This window comes from Mycobacterium sp. IDUB_5 (assembly GCF_055419565.1).
The window spans coordinates 344,950-357,313 of sequence record NZ_JBVAXX010000002.1 but is presented as its reverse complement, the minus strand read 5'-3'; the positions used below and the strand labels follow the sequence as shown (position 1 = coordinate 357,313).

Genomic DNA, 12,364 nt, shown 5'->3' with positions numbered 1-12,364 from the left:
GAGTGCCCTGCTCTCCAGGCGAAACCTCAGCATCCGCGGTCCGCGGAGACTCATCGGAACCATCAGCGTCGTCGCCGTCCGCGGCCACGGTCTCTGTCCGCGATGACGACGATGACGTCGGTGGCGCCTCCGTGTCCGGTTCCCGGGGTGGCGTGCTTTCCGGGCGGTTCGTGATGGAGGAACTGTCCCGGCTGCCCGAGTCGGCGGTGTTCGGTGCTCGATCGTCGGCGTACGCGGTGGCTCCGCCTCCGCCGAACACGACGAGAATCGACGAGATTGCGCCGCCCGCGGCGACGTACCGCCACGTGGGCACGGTGCGGTTACTGGGCTTCCCCGCTGGTGGCGCCATAGCTGTATCCGGGCTAGGTGGCTCGATGCGTCCCGATCACACCGATCCATCGTCGGCGAGGTGTTCCCTGCGCCGCAATTCGTCCACCTTCTCCACGACATCGCGCTGCGCTTGGGGCGACAGTCCGATGGACCGTGCGGCCACACGTCGTACCCCCTCGTCGCGAAGGCCGGCCAGCAGGGTCAGCTCCTTGTCGAGCTTCGCGTAGTAGGAGTCATTGGTGAAGAATTCGGGTCTGATGCGGAAGAAGTTGGCCAAGGCGGCCATAGTCGTACTGGATGGATTGGTCCGGTTTCCCGATCTCAGCTGCGACAAGTAGGGAGCCGACATCGTCAACCCCTCTGCCTTCAGCGCCGTGACCACTTCGGCGGACGTGTGCGGTCCGCGTCCAGGCGGATACACGGTGTCGAAAAGCCTGTTCAGTCGATCTGCGAATGTGTTCATGTCTGCTGTCCCCTCGCGCGGCCGGTGAGCGGAGTCCTGTGCCGCTGATCCAGGATAAGTTCTGACGTGGCGATCGCCAGGTTATTGGCGTATTCGACGTGTATTCGTCCGAACACTGTTGCCGCCGCCATCGTAAAATGGCATTCGAAATTTTTGCTGTTGCAAAAGATCACGGATTTCTCAGGACATCGCCGACGAGCGGTATGAGGGTGTTGTGTTCGGCCATCGGCGCGGGCTGGTCACCGCGGTCCATGTGCACTCGGTTGTGCCACCAAACGGACATGCCGACGTTGCCCGCGCCGGCGATGTCGAAGCGTGAGCCGGCAACGAAGAGGACGCGATGCGGTTCGAGCCCCAGCTGCTGCACGGCGAGCAGGTAGGGCGCCGGCTGCGGCTTGTATGCACCAGCCGCTTCGGCCGTGACGACGACGTCGAGGGGAACGCCCATCCGCGCGGCGGCGAGTTGTCCCAGACGTTCTGAGCAGTTCGTGACGACGCCGAGCTTGACGCCGGCCGAGGCCAACTCGGTCAGGACCCCGGGAGCTTCACTCCACGGCTGCAGTTCAGCCCAGCGGGCGGAGAGCTTGGCGACCACGCCTCGATCGAGGTGCAGCGCCTCGGCCGCTTCGCCGACGAGGGTCTCGTAGTCGCGATACGACCCCTGCCCGTAGGTGATCTCGAGATACTTGTTCCGCCACAGGGCTCCGGTGCGTGGATCGCCTGCGACGTCGTTCCACACTGTCCACGAATCCAGCAGCGCGGTCAGCAGATCGAAGAGCACCGCGTCATAGCGCGCTGATGCTGCAGAACCGCTCAGGACCACTCCGCGAGCACCCGCATCTTGCCGGCCTTGACCGCCGCGTCCCGCCGCAGCCGCTTCAACTCCGGCGCAAAAGCGTTGCGCTCGTTGCCCTGCAGGTTCAACGGCAGCACCAACGCGGTGAGCAGCCTGGCTTCCATGTGCCAGGGCTCCGGGTGCAGCACCCAGGACACCATCGCGTTCTCCGCCATCCACTGAGTCAGGATCGCCTCTCCACCGGCGAACGTCTGCCGCTTACCCGACCCGACCCTGCGCAGCCCAAAGCCCAGTTCTCCGCCCAGCAGCACGCCCAGCGACTTGCGCAACGTCGAGCCGTCCGCGCCGGCGGTCCCCGCGCCGAAGTGGTATCTGATGCGCTTACGCAGATCCTGCGGAGTCTGCGGCTTTCCGTCGGCTCGCGGCGGGCCGGGGCTCACCCCGACGTAGAGCAGGGTCCAGCCGTCGCGCTCTTCGCATCCGGAGACGTCGATTGCGCCAGGGATCTCCCGGAACCACCATCCGTGCGCTCCCGGCTGAGCCGGCACGGGATCAGCGTCGGAGAACACCTCGTCGCGCGTATATCGTTGCGCAGAAAGGAAGTTCGACACCACATCCGCGGTCTTCCTGTCGGACATCCTGCCAGCCATACCGCACAGCCTAGTCCTCTCGGTCAGGCAGCTTGCCGTCGCGGCACGATCATTGTCGGCACCGGGGCGTGCCGAAGGATGCGGGCCGCAGCCGAGCCGAGGAACACCTGTGCAGCGGGTCCTGCCGCACCGGAGCCGAGCACCAGGATGTCGCCGGCCGCCCACGGGACAGCATCCACCGCGTCACGCCACGTCGCCCCGGCGCCGATGACGATGTCGGCGTCGACGACGTCGATGTCCGAGCGTGCTTTCTCCAGTTGAGCGGCAATCTGGTCCTGGGTGCGCCGGGCCCACTGGGTGACGACGAGGTCCTCAGCGCCGGTCTCGATGGCGCCGCTGAACATGGTGACCGGGCGGACCGTGAAGGACGCGATGCGCAGATGCGCCGACCATTCGCGTGCCATCTCTGCGCTGGTGGCGACCAATCCGACCGCGTCGGCTTGCCCGCCGTAGGCCGCCGTCAACCGCTCGATACGTCCGCGCTGCGCGGGATAGCTCCTCGGTGCGATGGCGACCGGAACCGCAGCGGTGTGCACAAGGCGATCGGTCACACTACCCAGCGCGACCCTGCCGAGCAGGCCCGTCGATGACGAGCCGACCACCACGACCTCAGCGCTCCATTCGATGGCGAGCTCAGTCAGGCCTTTGGGGACCGACGCGGCGTGGTGTACCACCTGCCACACGTCCACGTCGGCGGGCAGTTGGTCGACCATCTGCTTGAGAGATCTCTGCGCCTGCACTGCAACGTAATTCAGGTACTCGTTCTCGACGGGATCCAGCTTCGGGGGCCACGGCCGCTCGACGATCGCCACCGCGACCATCCGGTCACCCGTGCATCGACACAGCTGGGCCGCCAGATGCAGCGGCGCCGACGCCTGACCGCTGGGGTTGACGCCCGCGACGATCGTCATCTCCGAGCCTGTTCTCCCGCTATCGACTTGGCGACGACGTGTGTCACCGGCACTTCGAACTGTGCCCGGGCGCGGTCCACCACGTCGAAGCGCTGCCAGATCGACAGTTCGGGCGGCAGCGTAGCGATCACGATCTGGTCGGGATCGAACGTGCTGACAGCGTGATCGAGTGCCCGCAGGGGGCGATAGTCACCCAATTCGCCTTGGGCTTGGAGGTTCTCGCTCCGGAGCGTCGCCAACGTGGCGTCGAGCCGAGCCTGCGCCGCCTCCTCTGTGGCCTCGGTGACGTCACGCGGTCCGTGCGTGGCCGCAGCTCCCGTGTCGACCGGGCTGGCAGGCACCACCACGAGGTACTGCGCGTCGCGATCTGCACCGATACGGGACAGCTCCGCAAGCAGCTCCTGTGAATCGAGGGTCTGATTCGCCAGCACGAGTACGCGATGCGGCGCGGCGGAGGGTGCCTCGGCGGGCGACAGCGGACGCTTCTTCACGAACCACTTGTTCACCGCGAACAGCACGATGACGACCGCCCACGACAGCAGACTGAGCACCAGCTGCGACCGCAGCGCTGTGTCGATGAACATCTGGACCAGGATGGCCACGATCCCCACAGCCGTGAGAATCGACAGCACCGGGAAGAGCCACATCTTCACGCGCAGTTCGGAATCCGGGGTTCGGTAGCGCAGCACGATCTGCGAGATCGCGATGAGCAGGTACACGAACAGGATGATCGCGCCGCTGGAGTTGAGCAGGAACGCGAAGATCGTGTCGGGTGACAGAGCAGCGGCGATGACGCACAGGAACCCGATGACCGACGACGCGAGGATGGCGTTCGCCGGCACGCCGCGACGGGTCACCTTGACCAGAGCAGGCGGGGCCTCCCGCCGCGCCGCCAGCACGAACAACATCCGCGACGCGGTGTACATCCCGGAATTGAGGCAGCTCAGCACCGCCGTCAACACCACCGCGTTCATCACGTGATCGGCGTAGGGAATCCCCATCTGGGTGAACGCGGCGACGAATGGTGATGCGGACACGGCGTCGTCGTTCCACGGCAAGATGGTGACCAGCAGGAACACCGCGCCGACGTAGAAGATCAGGATGCGCAGGATCACCGAGTTGGCGGCCTTGGCCACCGCGCGCTCTGGATCGGAGGACTCCGCGGCGGCGATCGTCGCGATTTCGGCGCCCACCATGGAGAAGATCACCGTGACGATTCCAACGGTGATCGCGCTCAATCCGAATGGCGTGAACCCGCCGTGACTGGTCAGATTCGAGAAGTCCGCTGACTTGTCCGGCCACAGCCCGAAGACGTACGCGCCGCCCAGCGCGATGAACGCGATGATGGCGGCCACTTTGATTCCGGCGAACCAGAATTCGAACTCGCCGTAGGAGGCGACGGAGAACAGGTTGGTCGCCGTCATCAGCACCATGAAGACGAGGGCGGACAGCCAGAGGGGGACATCGATCCAGTACTGGATGATCTTCGCGCCGGCGATGGCTTCGAAGCCGACCACGATGACCCAGAAGTACCAGTACAACCAGCCGACAGAGAATCCCGCCCAGTGCCCCAATGCGGTGCGCGAATAGTCTGCGAACGATCCGGTGGAAGGATTGGCGACGGCCATCTCGGCCAGCATCCGCATCACCATGATGATCAGCACGCCGGCCATGCCGTAGGTGAGGAAGGCCCCGGGTCCGGTGGCGCCGATGACGACGCCGGAACCGACGAACAGGCCCGCTCCGATCACACCGCCGATCGCGATCATCGTCAGCTGGCGCTGGTTGAGCGCCTTCTTCAGGGTGGGTGTCGCGTTCACGGGGGACCTCTAACGCCGATGGAAACCCAGACCCCCAACGTACGCCTAAGTGATGCGCATCACATAGCGAGAGGGGATCTCGCCTCAGCGCTTCTTGTTGTCGAACGCCGCCTCCGTCGTCGACTTCTTCGCGTCTTCCTTGGCGTGCTTGGCCGCACGTTTCTCCTTGAGCGACTTGCCCGAACTCTTGGACATGGCTTGCCGGGGAGATTTATCGGACATGACGAGCCCCTTGCTTCGCGAGGCCTCGATGGTCCCGATCGCCCCGACCGTACTCCTCGAATGTGCGCTGGACTCACTTCGACTCCGGGGGCGGCCGATTGCGCGTACGCTGACGAACGTCGGGCGCCTCGGTCAACGAGCGAAACAGGCCCGGCTGAAAAGGGATTCCCATGGCATCGCAACAGTCGATCCGCTCACCCTATGACGCCCGCGTCGACCTCGTCGCTGGAACCATCGCCGAGCACACGAAACTCAAGAATGACGCCGCGCGCGAGCTCGCCGTTCACATCCTGCACACGATCAACACCATTCCGGAAAAGGTGCGCTGATCCGATGACTGTCAAAGTCGCGTTGCCCAACAATGAATTCGACGACTACATGCGATTCGGCGACACGTACACCGAGCACGCCGACGGTCGTCTCGAGGTGTTTCGTACCGGTGCCGAAACTCTGAGTTACACCGCGACGCAGTGGATCGGTGTCGAGGGTGACCAGAAGCGCTCCAGGACAAGGCTTTTCCGGCGCTGACTCGTCGATCCATCGCGCCGCTTCGCCGTTGGCGCGGTCAGATCGAGCAGCGCGTATTCAGCGGTCACGCACCTCACCGGTGATGTCGTGCAGCGCGCTGTCGTCGCGGTGGTCGGTCATGTTCCGGCACTCACCGAAGATCTGCAGCGAACCCCGCTCGGGATAGTTCCCCGGCGCAGCAATGGCCATCACACCGCCCTTGTGCGCGACCTCGCCGTACGGGTTGAGCCCCGGCGGCGGACCGGGCGCCCAGCCCGGCTGCTGTGCTGCCGCCGCCGCGACCTGCTTGGCCATCGTCGCGCTGTCGGTGCTCCTCGGCACTTCGTACGCCACGTCGACACGGCCGTGATACGGCGGCTCTCCTTGGTCGTTGCACCACTCCCACTCGAATGTGGCATAGGTGACGCGAAGATTCGCCGCCCGGGCGATCTCCTTGGCAGCATCGACGACCTGTGCTCGGGCCTGATCGTCGGGCAGGCTTTGCGCCGTCGGGCCTGCGGACGCGGTGTCCTTGGGTGGGGGAGACATCGATGAGCAACCTCCTGTTGAGACGGCGAGGACAGCAAGGGCACTGAACAACGCTGCCGCGCAGACGCGTAACCGCTTATCAGTATCTGTGGTCATTGGTGACGTTCTCTCGGTCCCATTCTGGGTCGTAGATGATCGGGGTCTGGACGTCGACGCCCGGGATCGGCACCTTGCCGATGATGGGCACGTCGACCTCGCGGGGAGTACTCACGGTCATCGGGTGGCGGTGCTCGGCGATCAGGTTGTCTGTGACCAGGCGATCCGCGTTGCCGGACGCGATGTCGGTGATGCCGCGCAATGATTCGCTGCCGACCTTGTAGTAGTTCGAGTGGTCGGCCGGGTCGATCCCGTCGGCGCCGGCGACTTCGGCCCGGAACCTCACTGACCCGAAGTCCTGCCCCGCAGGATCGGTGCCCAGGCCGGCGGACACACCCATCATGTTGCCCAGTTTGTCGTTGAGCGCGTTCGGCAGTCCCGGCCCGGCTTCGCCGAGCATGCCGACCGGATCGGTCGAGGCGTCCCCGACGTAGACCTGGCCACCGTTGAGGTGGAAGTCGGCGGCGCTGCGGGCGGCGTCGGTGCCCGGGCAGCCGAGCAAGACCGCATCGTTGGCTTGCATCCCGCTGCGCGCGAACGCATCCGCCACCGTCGTCGAGCCGTACGAATGCCCGATGACCGTCGTGTGCTGCGGCACCGACGGGTCGTGGGTGACCCCGAAGCTGTTGACGTCCCAGGCCAGCGCGTCGCCGCCGGTGCGTGCCAGGCCGGGAGTAGCGATGTTGGGATCGGTGAAGCTCTCGGGGGTGTCGTAACCCATCCACGACATCACCGCGGTGGGGCTGTTCGGGTCGGCGGCCCGCGCCTGGTCGTAGAGGTTGCGGGCGTCGTTGTGGCCGTCGGAAAGCCACCCGTCGCGCACACTCGAGCCGGTGCCGGGAACGATGACCGCGGTGTTGGCGGATTTGTCCGGATTGCCGATCGAGACCGCCGCCCGCCCCTTGCCGTCGAAAGCCGTTGGCTCGTATGCCCACAACATCGTCGGGCGGAGGTTGCGGTCCATCCGCTCCTGCGGGCTGATATCGCTGTAGCGGCGATTGTTGCGTTCGTCGCCGTCGATGCCCATCTGGTGCAGCAGACCGTCCTGCGTCTTCTTGGCGTTGTCGTAACGCACGACGTCATCACGTGAGAGTCCGAACCTGCTCGGGTCTGATTTCACGTCGTCGACGGACACGCCGTTCTGTTGGGCGGTGTGCTCGACCCGGTCCAGATCGTCGTCCATCACCGCGACGTTGACCTGATCGCGCACCTCGGCCGGCAGCCCGTTGAGGTTGCCCAGGATCGGCGGATGCTTGGCGATCAGCTCCTGGCGTTGCTGCTCGGTCAGACTGTCCCACCATTGCTTGACGTCCGCGGGAGCGGTGTCCATCGACGGGATCTGTACGTCCTGCCCGCCGACGTTCACGGTCGGGTTGTCCAGATTGGGGCCGTCGGCCTGATCGATCGCGGCCGCCGTGTTCTCGTCGAGATCGGTGAACAGCTGCAAGATCTTCTTGAGCACGGTGCTGCAGTTGGCGGCGATGCTGTCGAGGAACCGGCCCACCAGCCACTGGTGGGGGGTCACCGTGCCGTCATCGGCGACCGAGAAACCCATGTTCTCCAGCGACGAGACCAGGTTCAGCAACGTGTCGCGCAGCGCGCCCATCTGCAGGCCCGCGTTCTGCAGCGCCGACTGCAGATGTTGCAGGCGCATCGCGGTCCGCTCCTGGATCGCGATGTCCTTGAGCCCGCGGGCGATGGCGGCCGCGGCGGCCGCCCCGGTCCAGTGATCCTGCAGATGCGAGAGCGTCTCCCGTTCGCCGGCGATGACGGTCTGGACCTCGGCGTACTGGCTACCCAGCTCGGTGGCCGCATCGACCAGCGTGCCGGGCTGCGTCGCCCTGACCACCGAGATCGATACCGGCATGACCCTCCGCTCGTTGCTGAGACGATGGTGTCACATGGCGGGGAGGGGGTCGGCGCGTGTGCTGACGTACCGAGCGCGGAGTTGGGATCGGTAGCTCGTCGGCCTCGATGTACTCGGCGCATGAGCATCACCTCCATCCGCCGCACCCTGCTCCCCAGGGCGGTCCGCGGCACCCGCTTCACGGGGCTCTACGCGCTGAAGCCGTGGTTCACGGCACGGTTGACCCCGGTCATCGACACCGCGGTCGCTCGACGCATCTCCCCGGACGTGTTCACCGCCGCTGGAGTCGTCGCGGCCGGCGCGGCGGGAACCGCGATCGCCTTCGGCTCCTGGCCGCTGGCTGCGCTCTTCATGGTGCTGCGACTGGCCGGCGCCAATCTCGACGGAGCCGTCGCCCGCGCCCGCGGCGTCAGCAGGCCGTGGGGTTTCGTCGTCAACGAACTCGGTGACCGCACCGCCGACCTGCTCGCCTTCGCCGGCCTCGCAGTGTGGGCCGCGCGCCTGCACGGGCCGGAATTCGACTGGTTGTCCTGGCCGGTCCTGCAGGTGCTGCTGGCCGCCCTGGCCGCGACCCTGCCGACCTTCGCCTCGCTGGCCGTGGCGGCCGCCGGACTCACGCGCCGCAACGGCGGCCCGCTCGGCAAGACCGAGCGCTGCCTGTTCCTGGTGCTCGCGACCGCTCTCCCCGTCATCATGCCGATCCTGTTGACGCAACTCGTGAACGGCTCGGTGCTCACCACGATCCTGCGGCTGCGGGCCGCGCACCGAGAGCTCAAAGCCCAGCGTGCCCAGGAACTCGTCGACGCCCAGTTCGACGCCATCACAGCACCCTTCACCGTCGCGCATCGCAGGTTCACCGCGGTGACCCAGCGCATCGCCGTCCCCACCCGCGACGCCGTGACCCGGCCGATGGCGGAGGTCGGCGCATGACCGCTGCAAGCATGCTGCGGCACCGGCTTTGGCGCACGGTGTGCGCTGCTTCGGGCGGGCTCACCGTCACGGGGCAGTGGAGCGTCGAGGGTGGTTGTGTCGTCGTCGCCAACCACGCCTCGCACGCCGACACCGCGGTCCTGGTGGCCGCGCTTCCCGCCCATGCCCGCCCCGTCTTCGGTGCCGCCGCCGACTACTGGTTCGCGGTCCCGTCGCGTCGCGTCGTCGCGACCTCCCTGATCGGCGTATTGCCGGTGCGCCGCACCGGCGACGCCACCTACGACGCGCTACTCGCCGCCGCCGGCCCGGCCCTGCGCGCGGGACGTACCGTCGTCCTCTACCCCGAGGGCACCCGGTCGACCGACGGCACCATCGGCGCATTCCGCTCCGGTGCAGTGCGGTTGGCACGCGATTGCGGCGTGCCGATCGTCCCCGTCGCCATCGCGGGAACGGCGGACGTGCTGCCCAAGGACGGGCACTTCTCCCGCGCGCCGATGCACGTGCGCCTCGGTGCGCCCGTCGACCCCTTCTTCGTCACAGCGGCGCACCTACGCGAGTACGTGCTCGAGTTGCGGGGCGACGTCGTCACCGACCGCTACGCACTGACGGCCTGACGTCATGACACTCGTCGACCACTACCTGTGGTTCCTGCATCTCGATCGCCGGATGGCGCTCGACATCGATCTCGGCCCCCTGCAGGTGCACCTGTACTCGCGCGCCGTGTTCCTGATGTGGGTGACGGTGGCTGTCCTCGCTGTGGCCGGTGTCGCGTTGATCGCCTCCCGCAGAACGGAATTGGTGCAGAAGTGGCGGACCTGGGTGCTCATTGCCCCCGCGGTCGGGTTGCCCGTCTGGTTCGGGCCCGGCACCACGGCGGTGCTGGCAGCGGCACTGGCTGCTGTCGCCGTCCTCGAGTACGCCCGGCTGGTGAAGTTGGGCCGGGCCGACGCCGCGGTGTTGCTCGCCTTGGCCGTGGCGTACCCGCTGGCAGCGTGGCTGCGCCCGTCTCTGCTGTACGTCGCGCCCGTCCTGATGCTGTTGTGCGCGGTGCCGTCGGTCCTGGCCGGCGACGTCGACAACGGTTCGCGCCGAACGGCCTTCGCGGCGTTCGGATCGGTGTGGGTCTGCTGGTCGCTCGCTCACCTGGTGATGGTGTGGCCGGACACCTACCTGCTGTGCCTGGCCGTCGCGGCGACCGACGTCGCCGCCTGGTGCGGCGGAAAAGGATTGCGCCGCATGCGGTGGGCTCGCCTGCCGTTGTCTCCGCTGAGCCCCAACAAGACGGTCGGCGGGATGGTGGGCGCGATCATCGGTGCCTTTCTGATCCTCACGCTGCTCGGCACTGTGACGGTCGGGTTGCTCATGGCGGTCGCGCTCGGCGGGCTCTTCGGCGATCTGCTCGAGTCCATGCTCAAGCGCCAGGCCGGGGTCAAAGACGCCGGTGGCTGGCTGCCCGGATTCGGTGGCTTGCTCGACCGCATCGATTCCCTGCTCGTCGTTCTGCCCCTCGCCTTTGTCCTCGGATGAGAGAACTGCCATGACCGATTGTGTGATGATGCGCCGGGTGACCACCCGCGGCCTCGACGTCCGGGACGTCACCGTTGTCGTAGACGAAACCGTTCTGCTCGAACAGGTTTCGTTGCAGGCCCGGCCCGGAACACTGACTGCGGTGATCGGCCCGTCCGGTGCGGGGAAGTCGACGCTGGCTGCGGTCATCGCCGGCGCGATGCGACCTACCACCGGCACGGCAGCATTCCACGCCCGCGACGTGCGCGGCCTGCGCAACGAGATCGGGATGGTGCCGCAGGACGTCGTCGTCCACGGCCGCCTCACCGTCGAAGAGGCACTTCGGTTCGCCGCGGAACTGCGCATGCCCGCCGGGGCGGGGGACAGGGCCTGGGCGATCGCAGCGGTGCTCGACGAGCTCGAACTCGTGCCGCACGCGGATACCCGCGTCGAGTCGTTGTCGGGCGGACAGCGCAAGCGTGTGTCGATCGCCATCGAATTGCTCACCGATCCCGGCCTTCTCGTGCTCGACGAACCGACCACCGGTCTCGATCCCGCCCTCGATCGCGCGGTCATGGCGATGCTTCGCCGCCTCGCCGACGCCGGACGTGTCATCGTGGTGGTGACGCACTCACTGGCGTTCCTGGACGTCTGCGACCAGGTGGTGATGCTCGCACCCGGCGGCAAGACAGTGTTCGTCGGACCACCTGGTGAGGTCAATTCCGTTCTGGGCGGGTCGGATTGGGCGGACATCTTCGCTGCCGTCTGCACTGACCCCGACGGCCTGCATCAGCGATTTCTGCAGCGTCATCGTCGACCGGAGGCCGAGACGGTCTGCTTCGACGCGGTGCCGCCGACCTTCAGCGGGCGCCCTGGGCTGTGGCGCCAGACGGCGACGCTCCTGCGCCGCCAGATCGTGTTGCTTCTGGCCAACCGCGGATATCTCGCCTTCCTCGCGGTGCTTCCGTTTCTCGTCGGCCTGCTGCCGCTGACGGTGGCCGGCGACGCCGGATTGGCTGGGGTGCCGGCGCCTGGCGCGCCCCCATTCGAGGCCAAGCACGTGGTCGCGTTGACGAGCTTCGCGGCGATCCTGATGGGCGCGACGCTGGCCGTGCGCGATCTGGTTGGCGAACGGCGCGTGTATCAGCGCGAACTGTCGGCGGGGCTGTCCGCCTCGGCGTACCTGGCGGCGAAGGCGGTGGTGTTCGGCGCGATCGCCGTACTGCAGTCGGCGGTCCTCGTGGCGATCGTTCTGTCGCCCGGCATCGGCAAGCCGGGTCCGGCGAGTGCGGTCGTTCTGGGCAGCGCCCCCGTGGAGTTCTTCGTCGGCATCGCAGTGACGGCGTGCGTGGCTGTGCTGATGGGACTGGCCATTTCGGCGATCGCGCGTACGGGTGATCAGGTGATCGTGCTGCTGGCGATCACGCTGATGGCGCAGCTGGTGCTCGCCGGCGGGTTCATCCCGGTGACAGGCCGGCCGTTGATGGAGGCGCTGGCCTGGTTCGCCCCGGGGCGGTGGGGTTTCGCGGCCACCGCGTCGACGGCGGACCTGACGCGCTTGGTCGCCGGGATCGCCGACGACGCGCATTGGCACCACACCGCGAGCACGTGGTTGACGAACATGGCTGTGCTGCTGGCGCTTGCGGCGACCTTCGCCGGTGTCACGCGGTGGCGACTGCGGCGCTGATGTGAAATAAAGCCCTCGTATCGTGACTTG

Annotated in this window: 14 protein-coding genes; 6 read left to right on the top strand and 8 right to left on the bottom strand. The window is 67.0% G+C overall.

The window, feature by feature from the left end; all coding sequences use genetic code 11:
• Positions 1–385: 385 nt before the first annotated feature.
• The 6 genes from ACZY1G_RS06830 to ACZY1G_RS06805 form a co-directional block, all read right to left on the bottom strand.
• On the bottom strand, positions 386–793 hold the full coding sequence (locus ACZY1G_RS06830; RefSeq protein ID WP_463821950.1) for a transcriptional regulator: 408 nt from the start codon (positions 791–793) through the stop codon (positions 386–388).
• A 169-nt stretch (positions 794–962) separates the two neighbouring features.
• Positions 963–1,616, bottom strand: a complete 654-nt coding sequence (locus ACZY1G_RS06825; protein WP_463815353.1) for an HAD-IA family hydrolase — start codon at positions 1,614–1,616, stop codon at positions 963–965.
• The gene (locus ACZY1G_RS06820; protein ID WP_463821949.1) at positions 1,607–2,239 is read right to left on the bottom strand and encodes a GIY-YIG nuclease family protein; all 633 of its coding nucleotides are present in this window, start codon (positions 2,237–2,239) and stop codon (positions 1,607–1,609) included. The genes ACZY1G_RS06825 and ACZY1G_RS06820 overlap by 10 nt, the downstream gene beginning before the upstream one ends.
• A gap of 23 nt (positions 2,240–2,262) precedes the next feature.
• Entirely contained in the window at positions 2,263–3,150 is an 888-nt protein-coding gene (locus tag ACZY1G_RS06815; RefSeq protein ID WP_463821948.1) for a universal stress protein, read from the bottom strand.
• The gene (locus ACZY1G_RS06810; RefSeq protein WP_463815357.1) at positions 3,147–4,970 is read right to left on the bottom strand and encodes an amino acid permease; all 1,824 of its coding nucleotides are present in this window, start codon (positions 4,968–4,970) and stop codon (positions 3,147–3,149) included. The genes ACZY1G_RS06815 and ACZY1G_RS06810 overlap by 4 nt, the downstream gene beginning before the upstream one ends.
• An 84-nt stretch (positions 4,971–5,054) precedes the next feature.
• Complete coding sequence (locus tag ACZY1G_RS06805; protein WP_463815358.1) at positions 5,055–5,192, bottom strand: hypothetical protein; 138 nt, start codon at positions 5,190–5,192, stop codon at positions 5,055–5,057.
• A gap of 170 nt (positions 5,193–5,362) precedes the next feature.
• Here ACZY1G_RS06805 and ACZY1G_RS06800 point away from each other — a divergent pair, with 170 nt between their 5' ends.
• Complete coding sequence (locus ACZY1G_RS06800; RefSeq protein ID WP_463815359.1) at positions 5,363–5,521, top strand: DUF6307 family protein; 159 nt, start codon at positions 5,363–5,365, stop codon at positions 5,519–5,521.
• 4 nt (positions 5,522–5,525) lie between these two features.
• Positions 5,526–5,720 (top strand): hypothetical protein, encoded by a 195-nt coding sequence (locus tag ACZY1G_RS06795; protein ID WP_463815360.1) that lies wholly within the window; start codon positions 5,526–5,528, stop codon positions 5,718–5,720.
• A gap of 57 nt (positions 5,721–5,777) precedes the next feature.
• On the opposite strand, the gene ACZY1G_RS06790 is transcribed toward ACZY1G_RS06795, so the two are convergent.
• Both ACZY1G_RS06790 and ACZY1G_RS06785 read right to left on the bottom strand, forming a co-directional pair.
• Positions 5,778–6,248 (bottom strand): hypothetical protein, encoded by a 471-nt coding sequence (locus ACZY1G_RS06790; RefSeq protein WP_463815361.1) that lies wholly within the window; start codon positions 6,246–6,248, stop codon positions 5,778–5,780.
• Positions 6,249–6,327: 79 nt separating this feature from the next.
• Positions 6,328–8,211 carry an alpha/beta hydrolase gene (locus ACZY1G_RS06785; protein ID WP_463815362.1) on the bottom strand — a complete coding sequence of 628 codons (1,884 nt, stop codon included), beginning with the start codon at positions 8,209–8,211 and terminating at the stop codon, positions 6,328–6,330.
• 120 nt (positions 8,212–8,331) lie between these two features.
• Between ACZY1G_RS06785 and ACZY1G_RS06780 the strand changes: the two genes are divergently transcribed.
• The 4 genes from ACZY1G_RS06780 to ACZY1G_RS06765 are packed head-to-tail and all read left to right on the top strand — an operon-like array spanning position 8,332 to position 12,334.
• Positions 8,332–9,141 (top strand): CDP-alcohol phosphatidyltransferase family protein, encoded by an 810-nt coding sequence (locus ACZY1G_RS06780; protein WP_463821947.1) that lies wholly within the window; start codon positions 8,332–8,334, stop codon positions 9,139–9,141.
• The gene (locus tag ACZY1G_RS06775) at positions 9,138–9,755 is read left to right on the top strand and encodes a lysophospholipid acyltransferase family protein (protein ID WP_463815364.1); all 618 of its coding nucleotides are present in this window, start codon (positions 9,138–9,140) and stop codon (positions 9,753–9,755) included. The genes ACZY1G_RS06780 and ACZY1G_RS06775 overlap by 4 nt, the downstream gene beginning before the upstream one ends.
• 4 nt (positions 9,756–9,759) lie before the next feature.
• Positions 9,760–10,668 carry a phosphatidate cytidylyltransferase gene (locus ACZY1G_RS06770; protein ID WP_463821946.1) on the top strand — a complete coding sequence of 303 codons (909 nt, stop codon included), beginning with the start codon at positions 9,760–9,762 and terminating at the stop codon, positions 10,666–10,668.
• A 10-nt stretch (positions 10,669–10,678) separates the two neighbouring features.
• On the top strand, positions 10,679–12,334 hold the full coding sequence (locus tag ACZY1G_RS06765) for an ATP-binding cassette domain-containing protein (protein ID WP_463821945.1): 1,656 nt from the start codon (positions 10,679–10,681) through the stop codon (positions 12,332–12,334).
• Positions 12,335–12,364 lie beyond the last annotated feature (30 nt).